The sequence below is a fragment of the Zymomonas mobilis subsp. mobilis ATCC 10988 genome, from assembly GCF_000175255.2.
GTDB lineage: Bacteria > Pseudomonadota > Alphaproteobacteria > Sphingomonadales > Sphingomonadaceae > Zymomonas > Zymomonas mobilis.
The window spans coordinates 986,233-1,011,775 of the sequence record NC_017262.1 but is presented as its reverse complement, the minus strand read 5'-3'; the positions used below and the strand labels follow the sequence as shown (position 1 = coordinate 1,011,775).

Genomic DNA, 25,543 nt, shown 5'->3' with positions numbered 1-25,543 from the left:
TTGATGACAGGTTCTTCAAATCAGGCTCTGAACGACAGCTCGGAAGCCCGCGATGGCGAAATTATCCTTGATGTCTCATGGCTGACGGAACGTGCAGGCAAGGCGGTCATGACCGACGGGGTCAGCCGTATCGAAATGGCATGGATAAAATTACTTCTCGGTTGGTTTTCCGACCGGATTGCTTTTGCCCGCCTCAATCGCTGGGGGCGCTATGGACGTTTGTCACAAAGCGCTGTCTTGACGATGATCGAACAGACGGAAAAAGTCTGGCAAGAAAGTGAACCGAACCAGCTCACTCAAAACTTCCGGCAAAAATTCTATCAGGCCAAGGCTTTAATTGAATTATGGCCGCATCTTTTCACGCCCCAACGGGGCATCAAAATATTATTGCAGGCCTCGCCGCATCATCTTGATAATGAAGCCGCTTTAAAAGACATCCTGAACAAAGAACAGGCCAGCTTCATCTGTCTGCTTTACGATACTGAAATGCTGGAATATCCTGAATATGTTCCAACGCCCGAATGGCAGAATTTAAAAAAACGGCTCGATATTATCGCCCGATATGCGGATTGCGTTATTACGGATAGTGAAGCGACCCGAAACCGCTTTTTGCCCTTCATGGCCGAAGCTGGTCGCCCGATTCCAGTTGTCACTATCCCGCTCGGTGCTGATGCGTTACCGCATCTGAAAAAAGCTGATCCTAGACCTAAAAGCGAACAAATTTCAGATCATCCCTATTTCTTGGCGATAGAATCCGATCATGCGGGAAATAACACCGAAATGTTGGTCACTGTCTGGAAAAGGCTGATCCTCCAGCTAGGCACAAAAGCACCTGATCTATTGATTTTAGGACAGCGCCATCCCGAAAACTCAAAATTGGGAAAGATGCTGGCACGCAATCCCGATTTGCAACGGCATATCCGTTTTCGTGAAAGCTGCAACGATCAGCAATTAAGCCATATGATGCAGGAAGCGCGGGCTTTGCTAAAGCCGGCTTTTTTCGCAAGACGAGGCATGGTCATTGCCGAAGCCTTGCGTCACGGATTGCCTGTGCTTGCCAGCGATATTGCTGTTTATCGGGAAATCAGCAGCAATATGGCTGATTATATCGACCCCCTTAACGGCAGCGCATGGGAAGAAGCGATCAGCGAATATATGAATCCTTTTTCAACACGTCGCCAAACGCAGGTTATGCGGTTGAAAGGCTGGCATCCCATGTTATGGCAAGATCATATGCGGAAAGTGTTGGCCGTTATTGCGGCGCAATCATAGACCGCAATCACCCTGCTATTCTTATAAAAAGACAAAAAGGATAAAATAGGCTTTTGTGATGCCGTTTTTTTATCCCTATACAGCCGGAATTTTACGATGACTTCATCCTCGATTGAAATAAATAATCTTCTCGATAATGCGACCATAGCCGCACGCGCACTTTTAAAAGAAGTGGGTGTCGAAAAATTCACTTCGCCTGATTTTCATTCAGGCAAATTGCAGCATATCGTGCTGTTTCGTTTCAAAAAAAATGTCACAGAAGCCGAACGCCGCGAAGTAACAAAGCAGTTTTTAGAATTAGCAAAAACCTCCAAAAGACCAGACGGCCAATCCGTTATTGTCTCTATTGAAACTGGCTCTCAAAATAGCGGCGAAAATGCGGGTATGGATATGGATCAAGGCTATATCGTAACCTTCAATTCCGAAGGCGACCGTAATTATTATGTTGGCCGTCCTTTGGTTAATGATCCTGCTTTTTTCGATGCCGCCCATGAACAGTTCAAATCCTTTGCAGGGACGTTCTTAGAAAAAGCGATTGTGTTCGATTTTAAAGTTGCCAATGAATAGCCTGATTTTTCAAATCAAGGCCATAATCTTATCGAACTGAAAAAGGCAAAATGGACGAGGTCATTCTTTTCTTTCCCAAAAAAGCAGCGAATAGATATCTCAACCGCCTCACCGTAAAAATATCTTTCTCGAAAAGACTGACTCTCTATGACAGAATCGAATAACCCGCTGCCTATTTCTGAAAAAATCGGGGTTTTGCTTGTCAATCTAGGCACACCCGATGCCCCTAATGCCAAGGCTTTACGGCGTTATCTTGGGCAATTTCTCTCGGATCAGCGGGTTATCGAACTTCCTGCTGTTTTCTGGCAGATTATTCTACGCGGTATCATTCTTCCTTTTCGCGCCCCCCGCTCTGCCCGCGCTTATCAAAAAATCTGGACGAATGAAGGATCACCTCTTGCTGCCATTACAAAAAAACAGGCGCAAGGCTTACAAAAAAGAATGCCGAATATAACGGTCGATTATGCCATGCGTTATGGGACACCATCCATCCCATCCCGTCTTGAAAAATTAATAGCTTCCGGCTGTCGCCGTATTTTACTTGCGCCGCTTTATCCTCAATATTCAGCGGCCAGCACCGCTACCGTTCAGGATGAAGCCTATCGGTATCTCCAAAAAATTCGCTGGCAGCCGAACTTGCGGAGCTTGGAACCCTATTATACTCATCCGGCTTATATTCAGACCTTAAAAAAGAATATCGAAGACCAGATCAAGGCGCTTGATTTTAAACCGGATAGCCTGCTGCTTAGCTATCATGGCATGCCTGTCAAAACACGAGAACTCGGCGATCCCTATTATTTCCAATGTCAGGCCACCAGTCAGGCTTTATCGTCTCTTTTGGATATACCTGTCATCACCAGCTTCCAATCCCGTTTTGGTTCGCAAAAATGGTTCACGCCAGCAACGGATATGACCTTAAAAGAACTCCCGTCAAAAAATATTCGGAATCTCGCCGTGGCTATGCCCGGATTCTCAGCGGATTGTCTGGAAACACTGGAAGAAATTGCCCTTCAAGGAAAAAGCACTTTTCTAGAAGCAGGGGGTGAAAATTTTGCGGCTCTTCGCTGCATTAACGATAGTGAAGAAAGCCTCGCCATGCTTGAAATTCTGGTCAATCAAGGCCTGTCCGGCTGGCTCAAAAGCGGGGAATAAAAGCCATGTCCCCTTCTACTGAATATGGAGCGCCCTATCATGGCCTTGTTAAACGCTCGGTGATGATCGCCGGTCACTCAACCTCTATCAGTCTTGAACCCCTTTTTTGGCAAGCCCTAGAGCAAGCCGCCTCCAAACGCGCTCTGCCCCTTAATGCCTTGATTGCCCGCATTGATGCGGAAAGGGTGAAAGCCGCCGATATGCCGAATTTAGCAAGCGCCCTTCGACTATGGCTTCTCTTCACCCTCTCCAATGGAAGAAATATTTTTAAGCTCAATGGGAATGGAGCGCGACCAAAATAATCACAATAGGAACAGCTAATCCTAAAGCCACGAGTGGCCATGTCGAAGGCCGTTTTCTGGCATGAATCTGTAACAACCAGATACCGCTTATAGAAAAAATAATGCAGGCGATCGCAAACACATCAATGAATAACGGCCATCCTGTCCCGACATGCCCCCCGCGATGCAAATCATCAATAAATCCAATCCAACCCCGTGACGTATGCTCGTAATGGACATGACCATTATCGCGTTCAATCAATAACCTGTCACGCATCCCTAATTTAGGCGTGACGAAATAAACAAATTTATCCGTCCAAAAGGCCTGTTTTTTTGCTGGCAAATGCTGGCTCTTTAACCATTGCACAACATTTTCAGGTAACGGCTGACTGACTTCCTGCGAAGCTAATTGCCCCCAATCAAAGCCGCCCTCTTTCACTTTAACCGACTTTTCTTCCGCTTTTTTCAAAGGCTGTTGCAACGCCGGAAGCAAATCTTGTGGCAATTCAAATTGTTTTTCTGTGGTCGTCAAATGCGGCGCAAAAATATCATGACCATGATTCATCATGAATCCGGTCACTGAAAAAAGCAGCATTGTCACACAAAAGATTGCAGCACTGACCCAATGCCATAAGCGTACCTGCTTTTTCACAATCGTATGAAAAGAGGTCACATTCTTCCGACTATTAGCGGACTGCGGCGCTGGTTCAGGCACAGAATTGTTCACCGAAGAGAATGGATGCATCAAAAAAAACCCTTAATAAGAATAAAATGACCAATTATGAAAGGCTATGACAGCCTTTTAAAGTTTTTTAGTCAAGTCTATTGTTATAATATTTCATTTACCTTCGGTGAATTTGAATAATTTTAATATCCTTAAGCCCCTTATTTTATAAAAAACTGGTTTGCTCTGGGGGTTCCGGTGGATTATCTGCTTTCCTGCTTTTGGGAGGTGTCTCGGGTGCGACCCATACCGATCCGTCATGGAAAATCAGATTTAACCGCTTATGCGTTTTGGCATCATGGGCGTTGCTAACAACATGGCTATGGCTATCTTCGACACGGGCATAGCCTTTAGCTAGAATTTTATCAGGATGGGCTTGCTCAGCGACACGCCATAACTGGTCAATATTCTTCTGCCAAATATTCAAACGGGCAGTCACCAGCTCTGGCTTTAAAGAACAAGCCGCTAATAACTCGGCTTTCTGCTGCCATCTCTGCTCTAATAACAGGGGTTGCAGCTTCTCAGCCAAAAATTTGAAACGTAAATCCGCATGGGACAAGCGCTGTTGATAGGCCTGTTTCAATCGCCGCGTCACATTATCGAGTTTTTGCTGTTCCTGTATGACTAAACGCTGTCCAGTGGGTAAACGACAAGCTGACAACCGCGCCTGTTCGCGGGCAATTCTTGCCTTTAACAAGGCAGGCCGCAAAGTAGCCGCATAAAAATTCAGCTTATGACGGGCATGGGTCATCCGTTCGGAGATATCGCGTTCCAACTGCGATGCTCGATCATCAAATAATTGGATAAAAGGCGCTAACAGCCGTTCACCATCCGGCAAGCGCTGCCGAACCGCGTCCAGCCTTTCTTCTGATAATTTAGCATGGCGCGCTATGGCATTATTCATCCGCAGATGGAGATTATTCAGGCCATTCACCAACTCACTTCTGACTGGCACGGCTAATTCAGCAGCAGCCGTCGGGGTCGGGGCGCGTAAATCAGCGGCATAGTCGCATAAGGTGGTATCGGTTTCATGACCCACCGCCGAAATCACCGGAATCGAGGATTCAGCGACAGCTCGAACCAATATTTCTTCATTAAACGGCCACAGATCTTCCAGCGACCCACCACCACGGGCAACAATCAACAAATCCGGCCTAGGGATAGCATCCCCCGCTTTCAAAGCTGAAAAACCTCTGACAGCTGCCGCCACTTTTGCTGCCGCCTGATCGCCCTGAACCGGCACCGGCCATAAAATCACATGGGTCGGACAACGATCAGCCAAACGATGCAAAATATCGCGGATAACCGCTCCAGAAGGTGAACTGACAACCCCGATAATTTTGGGCATGAAAGGCAAAGCCCGCTTACGATCGGCATTAAACAAGCCTTCTTCTGCCAACATCCGCCGCCGCCGATCAAGCAAGGCCATCAAAGCCCCCTGTCCGGCGATTTCTAATTGTTCAATAACCAATTGATAACGGGAACGACCGGCATAGGTAGTCAACCGTCCGGTAGCAATAACTTCCATCCCATTTTCAGGCCAGAAAGAAATCCGTGACACCACACCACGCCAGATAACGGAATCAAGAACGGCTTTGTCATCCTTCAAGGCTAGATAGCAATGCCCTGACCCCGCTTGCGTAAAACCGGATATTTCCCCTCTTACCCGAATATGGCTAAAAGCATCTTCAACAGTCCGTTTCAAAGCACCAGAAATTTCGGATACAGAAAAGGCACGCACATTGTCTGTTGCATCAGATTTCGCTAACAGATCAGAGCCATCAAAAGAGAAAGAATTCATGAACGTCCTGCTTATCGGAACCGGCGGCCGCGAACATGCCTTGGCATGGAAAATTGCTCAGTCGCCATCACTTGATACCTTTTATGCCACAACAGGCAACCCCGGTATAGCAAAACTGGCTAAACCGGCAGATATCACAGTAACAGATCATGCCGCGGTTGTCCGCTTTTGTCAGGACAATGCCATTGATCTGGTCGTGATTGGGCCCGAAGCCCCGCTTGTTGATGGTTTAGGAAATAGCCTGCGCGCAGCCTCTATTGCGGTTTTTGGGCCCGACAAAGCGGCTGCCCAGTTAGAAGGCTCAAAAGGTTTCACAAAAGATCTTTGCGCCCGCTACAATATTCCGACTGCCCGCTATCAACGCTGCCGTAGTGCAGAAGAAGCCAAGGCCGCGCTTGATAATTTCAGCACTCCCGTTGTGATCAAAGCCGATGGTCTCGCTGGCGGTAAAGGCGTCATCATCGCTGAAAGCCAATTGGAAGCCGAACAGGCTATTCAGGATATGACGGCAGGCGCTTTTGGGAAAGCCGGTCTTGAAATCGTGGTCGAAGAATTCATGCAGGGCGAAGAAGCTAGCTTCTTTGCCATTAGTGACGGCGAAACGGTTCGTCCCTTTGGGACAGCACGCGACCATAAACGGGTCGGTGATGGCGATACGGGACCCAATACCGGCGGCATGGGTGCTTATAGTCCGGCAACTCGCCTGACGGCTGATCTCGAAAAGCGGGTGATGCAGGAAATTGTCACTCCCACCGTTCAGGCGATGAAAGAACAAGGCATGCCTTTTGTGGGTATCCTTTACGCCGGATTGATGCTGACCAGCGAAGGACCCAAGCTCATCGAATATAATGCCCGTCTTGGTGATCCTGAATGTCAGGTGCTGATGATGCGGCTTGAAAGTGATATTCTGCCGTTGCTCTATGCAGCAGCTACTGGAAAATTGCAGGCACAACCCGAACCGACTTTCTCAAAGGATTACGCCGTAACCGTGGTCATTGCGGCACAAGGTTATCCGGCCAGCCCGAAAAAAGGCGGTATTATCACCCGACTGAACGAAGCCGAAGCCAATGGAGCGGTTGTTTTTCAAGCAGGCACCACACTCGATAACCAGACCTTAAAGGCCAATGGCGGTCGGGTATTGAATGTCACGGCCAAGGCCGCCGATTTCAATGCTGCCCGCGACCTCGCCTACCAAGCCGTCAATGTCATTGACTATCCCGATGGATTCTGGCGCGGCGATATCGGCCTCTAAAATTAAAATGGAAAGGCCGCCTGCAAAAACGGCATAGAAGGCCTATTTACAACAGGTATCTTTCAGACGGGGAGGATCTTCTCCGTCTGAAGCCTATAAGCCCCGATAAACAGCTTTATTCGGAGAAATCGGCCTCGATATTGTAAGGAGTAAAAAAGATGACGCCAACGGAAATAATCGCCGTTGCGGCTGGCATAGTCGTTGTTGCTATAGCCGTCGTGATTATGTTTTTGGTCAAACGCCGCCAAAAACCAATAAAAACGACCGAAGAAACACAGAATGAAGCTCAGCCGCCCAAGCTTCAGCGGACTTTCGAGCCAGTCGCGCCTCCGCCCGCTTATCAGGATTTAAAATCGGAGAAAAAAGCCGAAGCTATTCCTGTTCGCGATATTCCGATTGTCACCAAAACATCGCCTGCTCCGCAAGAGGCCAAAACAGACAAAACAAAGATAACAGAAGAAAAGAGTGACAAGGCCAATACGCTCTCTCCGGTTGAAAGGCAGGAAAGCGTAGACACGGCTTCAGCAAAAGCACCAGAATCCGTGCCTCAACCGGAATATGTCAAAAATGATATTCCCTCTCCGGCCAATGATGTTTCTTCTAGTGAAGGATCCGCCGACAAATTAACCCAGATCAAGGGATTAGGGCCCAAGGCCAATAAAATTCTGGCGGGTCTAGGTATTACCCGTTTTTCACAAATTGCGGCATGGACAGATGCCGACATCGCTGAGATTGATCCCAAAATGGGTGCGTTCAGCGGCAGAATCGCCCGTGAACATTGGGTAGAACAGGCCAAATTACTGGATGCCGGTGATATCGAAACTTTTGAAAGTAAATTCGGGGCGCTCCATCGGTAGAGAAATCCCCGATTTTGGAAACAACGCTATAAAAAAGCCCCAAAGACCATTAACGGTTTTCGGGGCTTTTCTTTTTTAAACGAAACAGCTTAGGCGGCTAGTTTTCTTCGCGGTTTTCACCGTCAGCTTTAGAGACACCGACTTTTTCGATTTTATGGCCGGTAATATCCAAAATCTCAAATAGCCAACCATTCGAGGTGAAATACTCACCGATTTTCGGCAAATGTCGCAGAACAGAAAGAGCAAAACCGGCGACCGTCGCATAATCGCGATCTTCATCCAGCTCAAATCCCAGTTTATCAGCCATCTGGTCAGCCGATAAGGAACCAGAAAGGATATAATGTCCTTCTTTATCTTCAATGATGGAAGGATCATTTCGACCTTCCACATCGGACACAAAATGGCCACTCATGGCCGCCAATAAATCGGCGGGGGCAACAACCCCTTCAAAATGACCATATTCGTCATGAACCAGCCCTAAAGGCACTTCGGCCAAACGCAGGCTATCAAGAGCAGCCATCACCGTGGTCTGATCTGGCACAATAGGCGCAGGCCGCATCAAGCGTTTAATATCCAGCTTTTCGCCTCGCATCAAAACGCGGACAATATCGCGGGAATGAACAACGCCAATAATGTTATCGACTGAACCGATAGCAACAGGCATCCGGCTATGAGGCATAGAGGCCAGATTTTTGGACAAGGTCGGAATATCCGCTTCCATATCCAACCATCCGACTTCGGTTCTCGGGGTCATGATTTCACGCACAGGCCGATCCGCCAGACGGATAACACCAGAAATAATCTGTCGCTCGTTTTCTTCGATAACCCCTGCCTGAAAGGCTTCGGTAATCGTCAAACGGACTTCTTCCGCAGTTACCTGATTATGAGCTTCGCGGGTCATTCCGGCCAGATGGAACACAAGCGCGCTGGATTTATCCAGTAACCAGACCGCCGGAGCCGTCAGGCGCGACAGCCATAAAACGGGGATAGCGGTAAAAGCCGCGATCTGTTCCGGCGCTTTTAAAGCGATCTGTTTCGGAACCAGCTCACCGGCAATAAGAGAAAAATAGGTGGTAACAACGATAGCGACCGTAAATCCCCATGCCATCGCATTGGGAACGTCCATCGCGGCCAATCTTTCACCGATTGGCCCCCCAAGGGTTTCGCCAGAAACAGCACCGGCCAAGGTGCTGATACCTGTAATACCGACCTGCATTGTTGATAGGAAGCGACCCGGATGCGCACTTAACGCCAAAGCCGCGCTTGCTCCCTTTCTCGTTTTTGCCATAGCCTCAAGCTTTGGACGACGAGAAGAGATGATCGCCAGCTCGGACATCGCAAACAAGCCATTAAAGGCGATCAATGCGATCAAAAGCAGACAATCATGCCAAGGGAAAGGTGTTAAAGGAGGATGTGGTGTCACGATTCTAAAAATATATAAATGATATTTATCATGCGCCTGATTTTATATCAAAACAATAGAAAATAAATGGCAAATAGTAAAAAAATAAATAGGGAATTTTTCAAATTCTTAAAATATCATTTTTTTCCAAAGAAAAGACATTTATCCTATTTCAAATAGACGCATCCTATTCAAGAATAGAGAATATCCAAAAACCATAAATCACACAGGAAAAAACTAAAGAAAATAGTTTTTCAAATGCCCTTCTATTACTTTCTTTTTTGTTTGAAAAACTGCCGCAATAATTCACTCGCCTTCCGGCTGCCTAAATCATTATAGATTTCCGGCTGGTGATGACAGCTCGGCTGAAAAAACAAGCGCACTCCTGAAAGAACGGCACCCCCCTTTGGGTCGTCTGCACCATAATAAAGACGACGAATACGCGCTGTCGCAATGGCTCCTGCACACATCGCACAAGGCTCCAAAGTCACCCAAAGATCACATTGGTCAAGCCGACTACTACCCAAAACAGAAGCTGCCTGCCGTAATGCCCTGACCTCGGCATGGCCTGTTGGATCAATAAAAGGTGGCTGCATCGCATTACCAGCAACCGCAATGATTTTACCTTTAAAAGTCACCACGGCACCAACCGGCACCTCGCCTTGATGAGCGGCGCTTTCCGCTTGTAACAAAGCGTGCCGCATCGGTTCAGGTAATGGGAAAGGCGAAAAGGTGGAAATAACACTCACCATACAGATTCTGACAATGACACGGATAATGCCTGCCTAAGGCATTTTGATTATAACTGTCCACTCAACGACAAGAAAAATGCCTAGAGACTCCGAAAAAATCTTCTTCTTTTTAACAGACGTAAATATATGGTATTTGTAACATAAATAGGGTATAAAGGCAGTATTACTGGGCGAAATGGCTTCTTTGCTTGACGAATCTGGCAAGGCAGGCTATCCGCCATTGCTTTCCATAAGGGGAATGATCACGGGCTTAGGGCTATGTCTGTCCGTCTGTCGATCCTCCCGGCCATTCAGGATGAGAGAAAATGTCGCGCATTTGCGAACTGACCGGCAAAGGCCGCCAGGTAGGCAATAACGTATCCCACGCCAATAACCGGACGAAGCGGACCTTTCTGCCTAACCTTCAGAATGTTACGTTGATTTCCGATGCTTTGGGCAAAGGTGTTACGCTTCGGGTTTCCACCCACGGCCTGCGTTCCGTCGAACATGTCGGTGGTCTGGACAACTGGCTGTTGAAGACCAAAAACGAAAAGCTTTCTACACGAGCTCTTAAGGTAAAACGTGAAGTTGCCAAAAAGCTCGCTGCAGCCTAAGCCAGTTCTGGAAATGTCAGGGCAGTAAAAGGCGAAAGCGCTCTTTACGGCTCTGACACCAGAAAACCAATTTCCTAAAAAAGACCGCGTATAGCTCCCAGCTATGCGCTTTTTTTATGCCTAAATTTCATCGACCCGCATCCATTTTCCTAAAAACAGACTTCAAAATAAAATCCGAATAGCCCCTGCATAGAGGCAATTTTTTCATGATCTGAAAACAACTCCAAAACAGATATAAAAATATCGGAACAAGCTATTTATCATCATCGTTCAGAAACATTCTGACGCTCTCTTTTTGAAGGATAAAAGCGACCTCAATATTAGCGATAATCCTTTAAAATCTTTCTATAAAAAAAAGATATTTTATGGCTGTAAAATGGCATAAATTTTAAGGTTAATGGAGTGGATTTGATTTTTTAAAATTTTTATGTATAATCCAAGGGAAATGGAAGGATGAACCTTCATTTTCTTTCCTGTCCTTTTATCTAAAATATACGCCATTTTTACATATCGCGTATATTCTAATAAATAATAGTTTAAACATTATTTTAGTTTACTTTTATTTATTCTGAATATTTTTGTTTATAAAATATTTATTACTATAAATAGAGTATAATAGTAATTTTTATTGTTATGAAACAGTATTTTCATGAAGGGACGCTAAAAAAAGGGATAAATTTCTAGATGAATAACAATTCAGAAATAGAAAATGATACCCAAACTAACGTTCGAAATACCGTATCAGATTTTATTGGTTCACAATTATATTTGCTCGGTACCGTTCTGGTAACGGCTATTGCTGGATTTCTTTATGGGTATGACACGGGTATTATTTCAGGCGCATTGATGAATATTGCGCATGACTTCAAACTGGATGCCCATCAACAAGAAATTATTACTAGTATTCTCTTATTTGGTGCCGTGATCGGCTCTCTGGTCTGTGGTCGACTGTCTGCTTTTGTTGGCCGCCGTCATATGATTATGATTGTGACCGCTATTTTCGGTTTCAGTGTGATTGCCGCAGGCTACGCCCCCACGGCTTTCTGGTTAGGTGCAGCCCGCTTGGTTCTCGGCTTTGCCGTTGGCGGATCATCACAAATTGTGCCTGTCTATATCGCCGAATTGGCACCAGCTGACCAACGTGGTCGCATGGTAACCTTCTATAATATTTCGATTGGTCTTGGTATTCTGGCGGCGGGTATTGTCGGCGCTTTCCTTCAAGAAGAATGGACATGGCGGACAATGTTCAGCGTCGCGGCTATTCCGGCGGCTGTCTTATTCTGCTCAATGATGATGCTTCCCGAAAGTCCCCGCTGGTTGGTGCGGCAGGAACGCGTTGAAGAAGCGCGTGATATGCTAGATACCGTCCGCGAAACAGATCACGAAGTCACCAAAGAACTTCGCTCTATCAAGAAAATCAGCAACCGGACGAAGGAAGCAGCTCAAGATGGCTGGAAAGCCTTGGCACAGCCTTGGGTGCGCCCTGCCCTGATCGCAGGTCTAGGCGTCGCTGCTTTTACCCAGCTTTCCGGCATTGAAATGATGATCTATTATACCCCGACCTTCTTGCGGGATTCCGGCTTCACTGAAAAAATGGCCTATTATTCGGCTTTGGGTGTCGCCCTTATTTATGTCATCATGACAACCATCGGGAAATTGTTGGTCGATCATGTCGGTCGTCGTAAATTAGCTTTATGCATGATGCCGCTGGCCGCTCTCAGCCTTTTTGCATTGGGTATTGCCTTTAACCTGCCGGGGGGTGCTTCGGAACATCGCTGGCTTATTCTTGCCTGTCTGTTTGCCTTTATGGTTTTCAATGCAGGTGGTATTCAGGTTATCGGCTGGCTTATTGGTTCAGAAGTCTATCCGCTCTGTATTCGCGCTCGTGCCACCAGCCTTCACGCTGCGACTTTGTGGGGTTCCAACCTCATTTTAACGTCAACTGCGTTAACGATGACCAGCTTATTGGGTATCGGTGGTTCCATGTGGTTCTATGGCGGTCTGAATGCTTTGGGTTTTGTTTTCGTCTATTTCATGGTGCCGGAAACTAAAGGCCGCAGTTTGGAAGAAATCGAATCCAGTCTGAAAGATGGCAGCTTCTTACCCAGTAAAAAAGCCTCCGCCTAATTCAGCATAATCCATTTTTTATAAAATCCGGTCTTTCTCAAAAAGGCCGGATTTTTTGTATTCAATAGATATAACAAAAACAGAATGCCGATTTTTCTTTGTCTTTTTCAGTCGCGCTTTATATGGCAACTATAAAATCACTCATTTATCCGCGATAAATCGGTTACAATGGCTAAATTCCCTTTAAAAATCGACTTTCCGGCCATCTATTATTTATCATTTCAGCGGATATCTTGCTGTTAGCCTTGAAAGGATTTTCTGTGCCATTCGCTTTTATCGAACAGATGAAAAGCGTTATCCATTTTGATGCCTTGGGTTTATCTCCGATCGCTTTTGATTTCGGGGTATGGCATCTTTTTGGATTAACCCTTCATCCCCTGATCCACTGGTATGCTCTGGCCTATATCACCGGCATTCTTTTGGCATGGCGTTATGTGCTATTCCTTTTAAAACAGCCCGGTGCACCCATGAAACCGGAACAAACGGATGATCTGGTTTTCTGGTCAACCTTGGGCATACTTGTCGGCGGCAGGCTCGCCTATGTCCTTTTTTATCAACCCGCCATTCTCGAAAATCCTCTGGAAATTTTCAAATTATGGGAAGGCGGTATGTCCTATCATGGCGGTATGATAGGCGTTTTTCTGGCAATCTGGTGGGTCAAAACCACAAACCACCTCAGCTGGCTTAGAATAGCTGATTATATCGGCTGCGCAGCCCCCATCGGTCTTTTCCTTGGTCGGCTGGCTAATTTCGTCAATGGGGAATTATGGGGACGACCCAGCACAATGCCTTGGGCGGTTATTTTTCCCCAAGCCGGCGCGCTGCCCCGCCATCCCAGCCAACTTTACGAGGCAGGATTAGAAGGTATTTTGCTTTTCGCTTTTCTAAATTACCAATTTTTTGCCACAAAAGCCCGCCTACATCCGGGAAAACTCGCTGGATTTTTTCTGGTTGGTTACGGGTTATCCCGCTTTATTGTTGAATGGTTCAGAGAACCCGATGTCCAGCTAGGCACCTTATCTTGGGGACTAACCATGGGACAAACACTCACCATTCCGATGGTTATTGCTGGTCTCTTGCTCATCATCACGTCAAAAAAACGGGAAATCAGCCTATAATCAAACTGGCGGCATGTAATAGCAACCCAATCGCGCCGCCGACAAAGGTGCCGGATAAACGGATATAATGAAGCTCACCCCCTACCGCTTTTTCAATCCGTCCGGCGACCTCATCACCATCCCATTTTTCAACAGTATCCGTAATCAATCGAGTAATCTGATGGCTATGCGGTACAATCACACCGATAATAATACGCCGGAACAAACGGTTAAGAGCCGCCTTAGTCTGGCGATCCTCGGTAACCGCCTGTCCCCATTCCGCCCATAAAACAGGAAAACGACGGTTAGAAGAGACAGGCAAAATCTCTGTAGCATCGCTCTTTAAGAGAAATCCCTGTAACCCGTTTTCGATCTTGGACTGCAATTGTAGACGGGCAGCCGGATTATCCAAAAGCGCATTTTTGATACGGTTAAAACGTTTTTGAAAGGCCGGATCATGCCCTAATTTTTCAGCCCAATTCCATAAAGTCTTATCAAAGCGCAAACGTAACGGATGATCTGGCGCAACCATCATTTCATTCACCAAACGATTAACCGCATCATAAATGCTGTCTGCCAAATGATGATCCAATCCCGTCCATCTTAAAAAGCTACCGGAACGCTCGCTCACCATATCGCGGATCATATCTTCATGATGCGCCAACCAATTCGCAAAAGCCTGCAAAACAGATGTAATAAGAGCAACCTGCTTTTTCTTTTCCAAAGCGTCTTTAAAAACATCACCCAGGGCAAGCGTAGGATCAGATTTTCTGACCATGCCCAAAAGACTGTTCGCTATTTCATCGCTGACCGCCGGATAATCAATATGCTGCCATAATTGAGGCCAAAAGCGCCGTAACCTGTGTCTCAAGGCCTGATCTGCGGTTATCTTATTATCCGTCAAACGGAGCAGAAAAAGACCAGCATCCACAGGTTTTAGACGGCGCGCTAAAACAATCGACTGCAGAAAATGGGTTTCGATAAAATCGGCGAGATTAACCGCAATACGATCCTTCGCATGGGGGATCAGCGCAGTATGAGGAAAAGGTAACCCTAAAGGATGCCGAAACAAAGCCGTCACCGCGAACCAGTCAGCCAGACCACCGACCATAGCCGCTTCAGAAAAGGCGATTAAAAATCCCCAAGCCCAATGATGGGGAAAAAAATGGTTTAATTCCCGCCCGATTAGAAACAGAGCCACCATCAAAAACAGCAGTAAAGTCGCGGCTGTTTTAACGGTTATCCGATGTGTCATAGCTTTGAACATAGCCGATATATGGGCATCATCGGATTATTTGCTAGAAAAGATCATCCCATCAAAAGAACCATTTTGCGAAAAAGCCGCCCGATCAAAAGAACGGACGGCTTCTAAAACGCTTTTTTCAGACGGAGAAACTACTTCTTATCAACAATAACCCGATCACCGGGGCTGACCATTGAACCCGATGAAGCCACAATATTATCCTGTTTTTGTAAACCGGATAAGACTTCCCACTGTCCATCTGATGTTTTCTGCCCCAAAGTCACTTGATGACGGGCAATCGCATTGCCATCATCCAGACTATAAACATAATGACCGGTATCATCACTCATAATGGCGGATTCCGGTAAAAGCAGTGCCTGAACAGGCATCGTATGAATATGGGCTTCTGCGGATACACCCGCTTTCAACGCTGGGTTATCATCCAACAGAATATGCACCGTTGCCGAATGGGTTACATTATCAACCACCGGCGAAATCGAGGCTATCCGACCCGAAAAATTATTATCTGATCCGGCAATTTTCACATCCGCCGAGGCTCCAACCGAAATACTGGGCAGGTCTTTTTCAGCAACATTTGCCTGCATTTCGATTTCACCTTTTTCCGCAATACGGAATAGCTCGGTAGAATTGGAAATAACAGCCATCCCCTTTTCAGCCGTGCAGGATAAAACCAAACCACTGACAGGTGCCGTTATAGGGTTAAGAGTTACGGCTTTTTGACGGGCTTTTTTCCCGCTTTTATGGCGGAGATGTCTGGCCGCAGCATCATAATCTTTTTTCAAAATTTCAGCCAAGGTCGTATCCCCAGCCGCTTCAGCTCGCTTATATTCACTTTCGGCAATAGTCATATCCGCTTGCTGGGATTCAGCCAAGGCCAATTGCTCAAAATTATTCTGGTCAGAAGAACTATGCCCAACCAAAGCCAAAGGCTGACCGGCCTGAACTTTATCTCCTACAGCGACAAGGACTTTTACAATTTTGCCATCAATATTTGGGGCGTTAACAACCACCTCTCTTGCTGGTGCCAAATGACCTTCGGCTGAAACCATTCCCGTTACAGATCGTTGAACCGGTGCTACCGTCGATACATGAACAGGTTCGGCAATAATCCGCACCGGAGCCGTCACTTTGGCGCGCCAAGCAATAAAGATAATCAATAAAGCTGTCGCCAATATGCCTAGAATAATAATGACCAGACGATGCCTTTTTGCTTGGGCGAGTTCTTCCGCCGTTAAGCCAAAATGGTCGGCTTCGCTGTTTTGATCGTGGTCATGTGTCATCGTCCCCCACTTCCTGTTTTTTGGAGCTGCGCTGTAACCAATAAGGCTTTTAGCAAAAGTATTTGTCGATAAAAATATATTTTCCTTTAGCCAAAAAAAGGCAAAGTAATATAGCTGAAGAAAGGCTCCATTTCACAAAAGGCTAAAAAGGCTCTTCAAGCCACCAATAGAGAAATAAAAATGAACAAAATTTTAATATAAATAATCAAAATAAATTTTCTTGTCCCCATTTCTTAACAAGAATGGGCGCAATATAGACACAGGATAAAGAAAATTATTTACTGTATAGTGAAACCTTTCATCACAAATGGCGTTTTTTATTTATGTTATTTCACTATCAGGCCAATAGAATGTCAAAATTAAAATCTCTTTGGAAAATACCTTCGGTCTCCTTGAAAACAATCGCTCTCGGTGGCTTGCTGGCAGCTATCCCTGCCATATCCTTACAGGCAGCCCACCCGTCGGATATCGAAGCCAATACACAGCTATCCGGTACGAAGTTGGTTATTTCTACAACAGGTGAAGTAAAGGCCACGCCCGATCTGGCAACAATCACCGCGATGACCAGTGCCGACAGCGCGACCGCAGCAACGGCAACCGCTGAAAATGCTAAAAAAATGACGAATTTGCTGGCTAGCCTTCGTGAAAGCGGCCTTAGCAATGACGATATTGAAACGCGGAACATCAATATAAGCCCACGCTATCGTTACGACCAAAACAAGCCGCCTCAGCGTATCGGCTATCAGGCACGTAGTTCGATACAAATTCGCATCCGAGATTTGAATCGAATTGGGGCGATTGTCGACAAAATGGTGCAGGCCAATGTTGAAGACCTCGAAGGGCCCAACTTCTCGCTGTCCAATTCCGATCAAGCACAGGATCAGGCGAGAGTGAAAGCTATTGCCGCTGCAAAAAGCCGAGCGGATCTCTATGCCCGCTCGCTTGGTATGCGAGTTAAACGGATTGTGCTTATTTCAGAAGGGCAGCAAGACACTCCCTCAGGTATCCGCCCAATGATGCTGGCTGTCAGCACCCGTTCAGCCGATGCCGCTCCAGCAACGCCCGTTATTTCGGGACAGCAAACCGTCTCGGTAACAATCAAAGCTGTTTTTGAACTGGAATAGAAAACACTTTCAGGATCAGCCAGGGGCTGATCCTGAATGATAATTATCAATGGGCAGAATGGGTGGCTTTATCAGTTTTATCCAAAGATACCGCTTTTTCTTTCACCCCACCGCCCAAAGCGGAATAGAGCGTCACCAAATTTTGATAACGCGCAACCCTATTCTGTATCGCCTGATATTCCGCTTGGTAATAAGTCTGCTCGTAATTAAGCATAGTGATGGCGGAATCACTGCCTTGAGTCTGACGCAAACGCGCTAAATTCCAGTTATTTTCAGCCTTCGCCGCCGCTTGAGTCAAGGCGACTTCCTCACGACGATAAGTATCGCGTCCGACTAAAGCATTCGACACATCACGAAAAGCACTTTGGATTGCTTTTTGATAGGCCGTGATCTTCATATCGCGCTCGGCCTTGGAAATTCTCAAATTGGCGCGATTTTGCCCCCAGTTAAAAATAGGCACGGTCAATTCCGGTTGGAATCCCCATGTATTCGCCGCTGTAGTGAAAATCTGGGAAGGCTTAAGGCTTGAGTTACCAACCGAAGAGGTCAAAGACAACCTTGGGAAAAAAGCCGCTCTCGCTGCCCCAATATCCGCATTAGCGGCCTTTAAATCATGTTCTGCTGCTCGAATATCAGGCCGGTTTTCCAAAAGGTCGGAAGGCAAACCGGGCGATAAATCTTCGATGATATTTTGCTCACCAAAGGGCAAAGGCGGCGGCAAATTATCGGGCAAAGGCTGCCCGATCAGCAAGACAAGATTATTTTCTTCCCATGCCATCTGACGCTTTGCCTGCTCCCGCAAATCTGCTTTTTGCTGGAACAAGGTTTCTGCTTGATTGACCGTCAAAAGGCTCGCCTCACCATGATCAAGCAAAGCCTGCGTCAAATCCAAATTCCGCTTGGCAGCCTGATAGCTTTCTTCGGCAAGATTCAAAGTTTCTCGATCTGCCAACCAAGCAATATAGCTATTTGCCACCTGCGAAATCAGCGTGATCAAGGTGCCTCTAGCAGTCTCTTCCTGCATCAAGGCTCTTTCAGCCGCCTCCTTGCTTAAACTGCGGATGCGGCCAAAAATATCAATTTCATAAGAAGAAAAACCGATACCCATCGAATAATAATGGAAACGCGGAATATCTTCACCGACACCTGGGGCAAAACTCAAACCGGATTTACCCGAAGGCTGTTGATACATCACTTCGCCAGTGCCACCGATTGCGGGCAATAAAGACGCGCGTTGCACTCGATATCTGGCTTGCGCTTCACCGATTGCCTGAATAGCTGACCGCAAATCGCGGTTTTCGCGGATCGCAATTGTAATCAGGGCTTTCAGACGCGCATCTTTGAAAAAATCCTGCCACCCCAAATCGGCTGCCATAGGATGGGGCTTCATTGAAGTGTTATCAGCGGCAGGCAATGCCGCCGATTTCGGCCATTGCGGTGCCACAGACGCTGCCGGACGATGATATTTCGGTGCCATCGTGCATCCAGCCAACAGAATATTGGTCGATAAGAATAGCGTTACAGGATAACGCCATCCTTTTTTACTCCGCTTAATCAGAGCCGAAGAAGCCGAAAATAAAGTCATCAGGCTGCTTCCTCCGCATTCAGCTTGTTCGGTTTCACCCGAAACAGCTTCAAAACCACCACAAAGAAAAGAGGCACAAAGAAAATCGTCAACAAGGTAGCCGTCACCATCCCGCCGACAACAGCCGTTCCGATAGCGATACGTGCTGCCGAAGAAGCCCCTGTTGCGATGCTCAATGGAATAACCCCCAACACAAAAGCAATAGAGGTCATCAAAATAGGCCGTAACCGCTCACGGCCTGCTTGAACCACCGACTGCAAAAGTGGCACGCCATTATCGAAAAAGGCTTTTGCAAATTCGACAATCAAAATAGCGTTTTTAACCGTCAAACCAACGGTCGTCAGCAAACCGATCTGGAAATAGACGTCATTCGACAATCCACGCATCAAGGTTGCTACAACGGCACCCAAGACACCCAAAGGCAGAACCAAAATAACCGATAACGGCACGGCCCAGCTTTCATAAAGTGCGGCAAGACAGAACAGAACCACAATCGCGGAAATCGCATAAAGAGACATGGTGGACGAACCAGCCGCCTGCTCCTCAAAGGATAACCCTGTCCATTCATGCCCAACACCAGCTGGCAATTTATGAACGATCTCGGTCATCGCCTGAATGGCTTCACCCGAACTATGTCCCGGTGCAGGCGCACCCATAATTTCGAAAGAATTATAGCCGTTATAATTTTCGACTTTCTGAGGGCCCGTTTGCCATGTTCCTGTCATAAAGGCGCTAAAGGGAACCATCGTGCCGACATTATTCCGCAGATACCATTTGGAAAAATCGGAAGGCAGCATACGCGCTTCCGGTGCCCCCATTAAATAGACCTGCTTCACACGGTCATCCCGCATAAACTGATTGACGTAAATCGACCCCAAAGACCCCTGCAAGGCCACATTCACATCATTTGGGGTCAATCCCATCATAACAGCTTTGCCGTAATCAACGGTCAAATGATATTGAGGGGCATCTTCCATACCATTCGGACGGACACCACTTAAGCGGGGATCTTTCGAGGCCAAAGCCAATAACATGTTACGGGCTTCAAGGAATTTTGCATGACCGATATGACCGCGATCTTCCAGTTCAAGGTCAAAACCGGTAGCATTACCCAAGTCGCGGACAGCAGGCATATTAAAGGCAAAAGTCATCGATGACGGATCACCCCAAAAATGCATCATCGTCCGCATTGCCAAGGCCGAAGCACTTTGCGAGGCTTTCGGACGCTGATCCCAAGGTTTCAAACGAACGAAGAAAGAACCGGCATTTTGTCCCTGACCACCAAAGTTAAAACCGCTAACCGTCATCACAGAGATGACACTGTCTTTCTCTGCGGACAGAAGATAATCATTAACCTTGCGCACCGCTTCCGACGTTTGTTCTTGGGTCGCTCCCGGGGGTAAGGTCACCTGACCAATAAATTCACCCTGATCTTCATCCGGCAAAAATCCGGTTGGCAAGCGGGTGAATAAATAACCAACGGCGAAAACAATGATCAAAAAGGCAATGCCGCCTTTGACGGAACGTCCTAACAACCAAGACACACCACCCAAATAACCATTATTCAATCGGTCAAAAGCGCGGTTAAAGCCATTAGCCAAGCGACCAAAGATACCCGGCTTCTTATCGGCTTGGTCATGGTCAATCGGCTTTAACATCGTTGCGCAAAGGGCTGGCGTCATAATCATCGCCACAAGGACAGACAGCCCCATCGCCACCACAATCGTAATCGAGAATTGGCGATAGATAACGCCCGTTGACCCTGAAAAGGCCGCCATAGGCAAGAACACGGCCGACAAGACCAAGACGATACCGATCAAAGCACCAGAAATTTCATCCATCGAGCGCTTCGCTGCCTCTTTCGGGGGCAGCTTTTCATCTCGCATCAAACGTTCGACATTTTCAACAACGACGATGGCATCATCGACCAACAAGCCAACAGCCAAGACCATTGCCAACATCGTCAGAGTATTGATTGAAAAACCAAGGACAGAAAGCACACCAAAGGTGCCTAACAACACCACCGGCACAGCAATCGTCGGGATCAAGGTAGCACGGAAATTCTGCAAGAAGATCAGCATCACCAAGAAAACAAGCGCAATAGCTTCCACCAAGGTTTCAATAACCTCATGGATAGAAGCCGTCACAAATGGCTTGGTATCAACCGGATATTCGACCTTCAAACCATGAGGGAAGAAAGGTTCCAAATCGGCCAAACGCTGACGGATCAACTTTTCAGTTTGAAGCTGGTTCGCCCCCGGTGCCAATTTGATCGCAATACCCGAAGCCGGCTGGTTATTATAGCGCACGTCAAAGTTATAGCTTTGCGCGCCCAACTCTACTTTAGCGATGTCACCCAATTTGATTTGGGCGCCATCCGGCAAAGCCTTGACCAGAATATTTTTAAATTCTTCAGGCGAGGTCAAACGGGTCGGGCCAATAATGGTCGCATCCAAACGAATACCCTGAACCGCAGGCAATCCGCCCAATTCACCGGATGAAAGCTGAATATTCTGGGTAGAAATAGCTGATTGGACATCCGCTACAGTCAAATTATATTTGTAGAGCTTTGCTGGATCTAACCAGACCCGCATTGCATATTCAAAACCGAACAGAGTGTAATCGCCGACACCGGAAACACGGCTCAACGGATCAGCAATATTCGATGCCACATAATCGTTGATGTCCTGATAGGACATACTGCCATCGGTCGAGATGAAGGACATAATCATCATAAAACTTTTGGCAGAACGGTTAACCGTAATACCCTGATTGACCACATCCGACGGCAAACGAGGCTGTGCTAATTGTAATTTATTCTGGACTTGCACCTGTGCGATATCGGCATCGGTACCTTGTGCAAAGGTCAAATCAATCGTCATCTGACCCGAGGCAAAGGAAGAAGCCGAAATATATTCCAGATTATCGATGCCATGCATCTGCTGTAAGATAGGCCGAACAACGGTATTATTGATCGTTTCTGCCGACGCCCCCGGATAAGACACACTGATCTCAATCTGCGGAGGGGCAACATTCGGATATTGGGCAATAGGCATTTTAACAATTGCCAAGGCACCCAATAACATGATGATAAGACCGATAACCCAAGCAAAAACAGGGCGGTCAATAAAATAGCGAGCCATAATTTACGCCTTGCCGCCCTTCTTTTCTGGCGAGGCGTCTTTGGTAAGAGAAGCCTCTGTCGGATGAACTTTGTCGCCGATATTCACTTTTTGAAGACCGGAGACCAAAACGCGTTCGCCTTTTTGCAAACCGGATGTCACAGCCCATTGCGTTCCGATAGCTTCACCGGTTTTTATCGGGCGTGCTTCAATAACGTCGTCTTTATTGACGACATATAACATCGGATCACCGTGATTATTTCGGAAAACGGATTCTTGCGGAACCAACAAGGCGTTCGGATCAATACCCTCTTCTATCCGACCATAAACAAACATTCCGGGCAGCAACAAATGTTCAGGATTTGGGAAAACCGCACGAACAACAATGGTCGATGTCTGGGTGTCGGCACTGACTTCGCTTAAAGCCAGCCGCCCTTTTTGATTATAGGTCGAATTATCGTCGAGAATAAGGGAGACTTCGGCATCATTGCCGTTCCGTTTCAAAGTTCCCGCTTTTAACTCGCGCCGCAACCGTAAAAAATCGACGGTTGGCAAATTCACATCGACATAAATCGGGTCAAGGCGGGTCACAATCGCCATATTCGAACTTTGCCCCGACGTTACCAAGGCACCGACCGTTGTCAAAACGCGCCCGATCCGGCCAGTAATAGGCGCGGTCACACGGGTGTATCCCAAATTAACAGCCGATAATTCAATATTCGCTTTGGCTTGGGCAATATCTGCCTTGGCCGCGCGATCGGTGGCCAAAGCATCATCATAATCCTGACGACTAATCGCCTGCGCCGGAGCCAAAGCCTTATAGCGTTCTAATTTAGCAGCAGCCGTTTTCTCTTGCGCTTCAGCATGAGCTAATTGCGCTTTATTAACGTCATAAGTCGCTTGATAAGGAGCCGGATTGATAAGGAATAGCGGCTGCCCTTTTTTAACATCCGTGCCTTCGTTAAAATAGCGCGCCAAAACGACCCCATTTACCTGAGGTCTTACTTCCGCCACCTCATAAGCCGAAGTGCGACCGGGTAAGGTGCTATGAACGGTCAAAGGCTGCGTTTTTACGGTAACAAAACTAACATCTTGCAATGCCGGTTCGGCTTCTTGGGATTGATGGTGACAGGCCGTCAGCATCATCAAGACTGATCCGGCAAAAACAGATATTGGAGCAATTTTTCGTTTCAACCGGAAACCCCTATCCTGATCTTGTGCTATTGGATTAAAACGTTTTGAAAATTTTTTTAAAAAGACTACATCGAATCTGGTAATAAGAAACTCTTAAGTTTCTTATTTGAAAAGTATCTGGCTCCTATAAAGAGGTCAAGACCCAAAATTCTTTCATTTGATGAAAAGAATTTTCCTGCATGATTTGAACCATCATCCTATTAAAAGGACATTATTCAAATACTATGACACCCGATCAATCCGATAAAAGCGCCTCAAAACGCCATGTAGGGCGGCCTCCACAGCTTGATGAAAAAAAACGCTGTGCTCTTATCTTAAAAGCCGCCGCAACGGTGCTGCAAACGCATGGCTATGATGGTTCCAGTATGGATCGGGTTGCCAGTCAGGCAGGCATGTCAAAAAAGACGGTGTATCAAATGTTCCCGTCAAAAAAGATATTATTCACCAAATTACTCGAAGATCGGCTTTTCTCGATTGAATGGCCAGAAGAAAAAATCTGCGAAGACCCCGAAGAACATCTCTACTCTCTATTGATCGCCATTGCTCAAACTATTCTAAGGCCGGATCGGGTCTGCCTGCTTCGCATTTTAACCGTCGAACATAAATCAGAAGAAATGCGGCATATTTTTAGTGATATTTTACAAGGACATACTGAAGACAATTTGACGCGCTGGTTCTCCGAACAACAAGACAAAGGTCGCTACCATATATCCGACCCCATAAAATATGCGGATATCATTTTTAATATGACCGTAGGCAGCCTGTTGCTCGATCGACTTTTCGGTTTAGAAAAACGCCCTGTTGAAGACAATTTTCGAGATGCCATTTCAATTTTTTTACGGGGTATCCGTATCAATCCTGAAAATGAATAAAACTGATTTTTATCAGGGGATTAAAAAGTTATTATCTTGATGCAGGCGAGTCCTCAGGCGTTTTTCGTCCTATTTCTAATAATAGTGCATTTTATAAAAACAGCTCGCTTCTGCTTTTGAAAAAGCAAACATCAAGCAGGCGTTATGCCCCTAAACAAAAATGATTCATCTCCCAAAAATTAAAATCTGACTTTAGCAACAGCGATCAATTCTGGCTGTTCAGCGATAATGGGATAGGCAATATATTCTTATCGCTATTTCTTCTGCTCTTATTGCCAAGGATGAAGCGATCTTTTTCAGGCGCTATCAAACAGATAACAAAAAATGAAACAGGACAAAAAAAGACCGGCTGGAGAAACCAACCGGTCTTTTTGTTAGAAAGTCAGAAAGACTTAGTCGTCCAACTGAGCAAGATTAACGGCAGCATATTTACCACGGCGATCTACTTCGAGTTCAAAGGAGAGACGATCCCCTTCGTTCAAGCTCGGCAGACCTGCACGTTCAACGGCGGAAATATGAACAAAAGCGTCGGGCTGACCATCATCACGCTGGATGAAGCCAAAGCCTTTCATTGCATTGAAAAATTTAACGGTGCCGCTGGATTTTTCACCCGTCAACTGACGCTGCGGGCCACCACGGCTACCACCGAATTCACCACCGCGCGGAGCAGGGGCAGATTCTGTAATGGGCAAAGGTTCACCTTCGATACCGAGGTTGGTAGCAGAAACGCGACCACCACGATCGACCAAGGTAAAGCTTAAAGGCTGACCTTCAGCAAGACCGGTCAATCCTGCCTGTTCAACGGCAGAAATGTGAACAAAAACATCTTCACCGCCATCATCGCGAACGACGAAGCCGAACCCTTTTTGGGAATTAAAGAATTTTACAACGCCGGTGCCTTCACCGACAACCTGGGGAGGCATACCGCCACCGCCACCGCCGCCGCGGCCACCGCGGAAACCGCCGCCGCCGTTGCCGCCACCGAAGCGGTCACCACCGCCGAAGCGATCGCCGCCACCGAAACGATCATTACCACCAAAGCGGTCACCACCGCCAAAACCACCACCGAAACGATCACCGCCGCCAAAACTATAGTCGTCGCCGCCAAAACCATCACGTTTATCTCGGCCGCCACGCTGGCCACGTCTGCCTCTATCGAAACTCATGCCCTTAAATACTTTCTTGGTTCGTCCAACTTCAAATTCTGGGTATACATCGAACGAGA

21 protein-coding genes are annotated in these 25,543 nt (G+C 46.8%); 11 read left to right on the top strand and 10 right to left on the bottom strand.

The window, feature by feature from the left end:
• The first annotated feature begins 3 nt into the window (after positions 1-3).
• The 4 genes from ZMOB_RS04450 (at position 4) to ZMOB_RS04435 (ending at position 3,293) form a co-directional block, all read left to right on the top strand.
• Positions 4-1,272 carry a glycosyltransferase family 4 protein gene (locus ZMOB_RS04450; RefSeq protein ID WP_011240240.1) on the top strand — a complete coding sequence of 423 codons (1,269 nt, stop codon included), beginning with the start codon at positions 4-6 and terminating at the stop codon, positions 1,270-1,272.
• Positions 1,273-1,368: 96 nt separating this feature from the next.
• The gene (locus tag ZMOB_RS04445) at positions 1,369-1,839 is read left to right on the top strand and encodes a Dabb family protein (RefSeq protein ID WP_014500750.1); all 471 of its coding nucleotides are present in this window, start codon (positions 1,369-1,371) and stop codon (positions 1,837-1,839) included.
• 147 nt (positions 1,840-1,986) lie between these two features.
• Positions 1,987-2,991 carry a ferrochelatase gene (gene hemH, locus ZMOB_RS04440; RefSeq protein WP_014500749.1) on the top strand — a complete coding sequence of 335 codons (1,005 nt, stop codon included), beginning with the start codon at positions 1,987-1,989 and terminating at the stop codon, positions 2,989-2,991.
• 5 nt (positions 2,992-2,996) lie between these two features.
• Positions 2,997-3,293: a ribbon-helix-helix domain-containing protein gene (locus ZMOB_RS04435; protein WP_011240237.1), complete on the top strand. Its 297-nt coding sequence runs from the start codon at positions 2,997-2,999 to the stop codon at positions 3,291-3,293.
• Here ZMOB_RS04435 and ZMOB_RS04430 read toward each other — a convergent pair.
• Positions 3,265-4,017, bottom strand: coding sequence for a PepSY-associated TM helix domain-containing protein (locus ZMOB_RS04430; RefSeq protein ID WP_014500748.1), 753 nt, complete (start codon positions 4,015-4,017; stop codon positions 3,265-3,267). The genes ZMOB_RS04435 and ZMOB_RS04430 overlap by 29 nt on opposite strands.
• Positions 4,018-4,162: 145 nt before the next feature.
• Complete coding sequence (gene xseA / locus ZMOB_RS04425; protein WP_014500747.1) at positions 4,163-5,797, bottom strand: exodeoxyribonuclease VII large subunit; 1,635 nt, start codon at positions 5,795-5,797, stop codon at positions 4,163-4,165.
• On the opposite strand from xseA, the gene purD reads away from it, so the two are divergent.
• Positions 5,796-7,049 carry a phosphoribosylamine--glycine ligase gene (purD, locus tag ZMOB_RS04420; RefSeq protein ID WP_014500746.1) on the top strand — a complete coding sequence of 418 codons (1,254 nt, stop codon included), beginning with the start codon at positions 5,796-5,798 and terminating at the stop codon, positions 7,047-7,049. The genes xseA and purD overlap by 2 nt on opposite strands.
• Before the next feature lie 158 nt (positions 7,050-7,207).
• A complete protein-coding gene (locus ZMOB_RS04415) occupies positions 7,208-7,906 on the top strand; it encodes a hypothetical protein (RefSeq protein ID WP_014500745.1) in 699 nt (232 codons plus the stop codon).
• A 97-nt stretch (positions 7,907-8,003) separates the two neighbouring features.
• Here ZMOB_RS04415 and ZMOB_RS04410 read toward each other — a convergent pair whose 3' ends face one another.
• Both ZMOB_RS04410 and ZMOB_RS04405 read right to left on the bottom strand, forming a co-directional pair.
• Positions 8,004-9,329, bottom strand: a complete 1,326-nt coding sequence (locus ZMOB_RS04410; RefSeq protein WP_011240232.1) for a hemolysin family protein — start codon at positions 9,327-9,329, stop codon at positions 8,004-8,006.
• Between the two features lie 248 nt (positions 9,330-9,577).
• Positions 9,578-10,060 (bottom strand): nucleoside deaminase, encoded by a 483-nt coding sequence (locus tag ZMOB_RS04405; RefSeq protein ID WP_014500744.1) that lies wholly within the window; start codon positions 10,058-10,060, stop codon positions 9,578-9,580.
• Between the two features lie 305 nt (positions 10,061-10,365).
• Between ZMOB_RS04405 and rpmB the strand changes: the two genes are divergently transcribed.
• The 3 genes from rpmB (at position 10,366) to lgt (ending at position 13,898) form a co-directional block, all read left to right on the top strand.
• A complete protein-coding gene (gene rpmB / locus ZMOB_RS04400) occupies positions 10,366-10,653 on the top strand; it encodes a 50S ribosomal protein L28 (protein WP_011240230.1) in 288 nt (95 codons plus the stop codon).
• A 684-nt stretch (positions 10,654-11,337) separates the two neighbouring features.
• Positions 11,338-12,780: a sugar porter family MFS transporter gene (locus ZMOB_RS04395; RefSeq protein WP_011240229.1), complete on the top strand. Its 1,443-nt coding sequence runs from the start codon at positions 11,338-11,340 to the stop codon at positions 12,778-12,780.
• Between the two features lie 260 nt (positions 12,781-13,040).
• The gene (lgt, locus tag ZMOB_RS04390; RefSeq protein ID WP_014500742.1) at positions 13,041-13,898 is read left to right on the top strand and encodes a prolipoprotein diacylglyceryl transferase; all 858 of its coding nucleotides are present in this window, start codon (positions 13,041-13,043) and stop codon (positions 13,896-13,898) included.
• Here the strand turns inward: lgt and ZMOB_RS04385 are convergent.
• Positions 13,888-15,132, bottom strand: coding sequence for a DUF445 domain-containing protein (locus ZMOB_RS04385; RefSeq protein WP_252507323.1), 1,245 nt, complete (start codon positions 15,130-15,132; stop codon positions 13,888-13,890). The genes lgt and ZMOB_RS04385 overlap by 11 nt on opposite strands.
• Positions 15,133-15,272: 140 nt before the next feature.
• On the bottom strand, positions 15,273-16,421 hold the full coding sequence (locus ZMOB_RS04380; RefSeq protein WP_014500740.1) for an efflux RND transporter periplasmic adaptor subunit: 1,149 nt from the start codon (positions 16,419-16,421) through the stop codon (positions 15,273-15,275).
• A 350-nt stretch (positions 16,422-16,771) separates the two neighbouring features.
• On the opposite strand from ZMOB_RS04380, the gene ZMOB_RS04375 reads away from it, so the two are divergent.
• Positions 16,772-17,545: an SIMPL domain-containing protein gene (locus ZMOB_RS04375; RefSeq protein ID WP_014500739.1), complete on the top strand. Its 774-nt coding sequence runs from the start codon at positions 16,772-16,774 to the stop codon at positions 17,543-17,545.
• Positions 17,546-17,591: 46 nt separating this feature from the next.
• On the opposite strand, the gene ZMOB_RS04370 is transcribed toward ZMOB_RS04375, so the two are convergent.
• Genes ZMOB_RS04370 through ZMOB_RS04360 form a run of 3 tightly spaced genes read right to left on the bottom strand, consistent with a single transcriptional unit; the run spans position 17,592 to position 23,398 of the window.
• The gene (locus tag ZMOB_RS04370) at positions 17,592-19,130 is read right to left on the bottom strand and encodes an efflux transporter outer membrane subunit (RefSeq protein ID WP_014500738.1); all 1,539 of its coding nucleotides are present in this window, start codon (positions 19,128-19,130) and stop codon (positions 17,592-17,594) included.
• Positions 19,130-22,273, bottom strand: coding sequence for an efflux RND transporter permease subunit (locus tag ZMOB_RS04365; protein WP_011240223.1), 3,144 nt, complete (start codon positions 22,271-22,273; stop codon positions 19,130-19,132). Before ZMOB_RS04365 ends, ZMOB_RS04370 begins: the two co-directional genes overlap by 1 nt.
• A 3-nt stretch (positions 22,274-22,276) precedes the next feature.
• Positions 22,277-23,398, bottom strand: coding sequence for an efflux RND transporter periplasmic adaptor subunit (locus ZMOB_RS04360; RefSeq protein WP_252507322.1), 1,122 nt, complete (start codon positions 23,396-23,398; stop codon positions 22,277-22,279).
• Positions 23,399-23,670: 272 nt separating this feature from the next.
• On the opposite strand from ZMOB_RS04360, the gene ZMOB_RS04355 reads away from it, so the two are divergent.
• Positions 23,671-24,318 carry a TetR/AcrR family transcriptional regulator gene (locus ZMOB_RS04355; RefSeq protein WP_011240221.1) on the top strand — a complete coding sequence of 216 codons (648 nt, stop codon included), beginning with the start codon at positions 23,671-23,673 and terminating at the stop codon, positions 24,316-24,318.
• Positions 24,319-24,710: 392 nt separating this feature from the next.
• Here the strand turns inward: ZMOB_RS04355 and ZMOB_RS10485 are convergent, their stop codons facing one another.
• Positions 24,711-25,484 carry a cold-shock protein gene (locus ZMOB_RS10485; protein ID WP_041573373.1) on the bottom strand — a complete coding sequence of 258 codons (774 nt, stop codon included), beginning with the start codon at positions 25,482-25,484 and terminating at the stop codon, positions 24,711-24,713.
• Positions 25,485-25,543 lie beyond the last annotated feature (59 nt).

Coding starts and splice junctions, on each gene's coding strand:
- ZMOB_RS04395 (WP_011240229.1), top strand. CDS start 11,338: ATGAATAACAATTCAGAAATAGAAAATGATACCCAAACTAACGTTCGA.
- ZMOB_RS04445 (WP_014500750.1), top strand. CDS start 1,369: ATGACTTCATCCTCGATTGAAATAAATAATCTTCTCGATAATGCGACC.
- ZMOB_RS10485 (WP_041573373.1), bottom strand. CDS start 25,484: ATGAGTTTCGATAGAGGCAGACGTGGCCAGCGTGGCGGCCGAGATAAA.
- ZMOB_RS04360 (WP_252507322.1), bottom strand. CDS start 23,398: ATGATGCTGACGGCCTGTCACCATCAATCCCAAGAAGCCGAACCGGCA.
- ZMOB_RS04375 (WP_014500739.1), top strand. CDS start 16,772: ATGTCAAAATTAAAATCTCTTTGGAAAATACCTTCGGTCTCCTTGAAA.
- ZMOB_RS04370 (WP_014500738.1), bottom strand. CDS start 19,130: ATGACTTTATTTTCGGCTTCTTCGGCTCTGATTAAGCGGAGTAAAAAA.
- ZMOB_RS04435 (WP_011240237.1), top strand. CDS start 2,997: ATGTCCCCTTCTACTGAATATGGAGCGCCCTATCATGGCCTTGTTAAA.
- hemH (WP_014500749.1), top strand. CDS start 1,987: ATGACAGAATCGAATAACCCGCTGCCTATTTCTGAAAAAATCGGGGTT.
- ZMOB_RS04430 (WP_014500748.1), bottom strand. CDS start 4,017: ATGCATCCATTCTCTTCGGTGAACAATTCTGTGCCTGAACCAGCGCCG.
- ZMOB_RS04415 (WP_014500745.1), top strand. CDS start 7,208: ATGACGCCAACGGAAATAATCGCCGTTGCGGCTGGCATAGTCGTTGTT.
- purD (WP_014500746.1), top strand. CDS start 5,796: ATGAACGTCCTGCTTATCGGAACCGGCGGCCGCGAACATGCCTTGGCA.
- ZMOB_RS04380 (WP_014500740.1), bottom strand. CDS start 16,421: ATGACACATGACCACGATCAAAACAGCGAAGCCGACCATTTTGGCTTA.
- ZMOB_RS04385 (WP_252507323.1), bottom strand. CDS start 15,132: ATGACACATCGGATAACCGTTAAAACAGCCGCGACTTTACTGCTGTTT.
- ZMOB_RS04355 (WP_011240221.1), top strand. CDS start 23,671: ATGACACCCGATCAATCCGATAAAAGCGCCTCAAAACGCCATGTAGGG.
- xseA (WP_014500747.1), bottom strand. CDS start 5,797: ATGAATTCTTTCTCTTTTGATGGCTCTGATCTGTTAGCGAAATCTGAT.
- ZMOB_RS04450 (WP_011240240.1), top strand. CDS start 4: ATGACAGGTTCTTCAAATCAGGCTCTGAACGACAGCTCGGAAGCCCGC.
- rpmB (WP_011240230.1), top strand. CDS start 10,366: ATGTCGCGCATTTGCGAACTGACCGGCAAAGGCCGCCAGGTAGGCAAT.
- ZMOB_RS04365 (WP_011240223.1), bottom strand. CDS start 22,273: ATGGCTCGCTATTTTATTGACCGCCCTGTTTTTGCTTGGGTTATCGGT.
- ZMOB_RS04405 (WP_014500744.1), bottom strand. CDS start 10,060: ATGGTGAGTGTTATTTCCACCTTTTCGCCTTTCCCATTACCTGAACCG.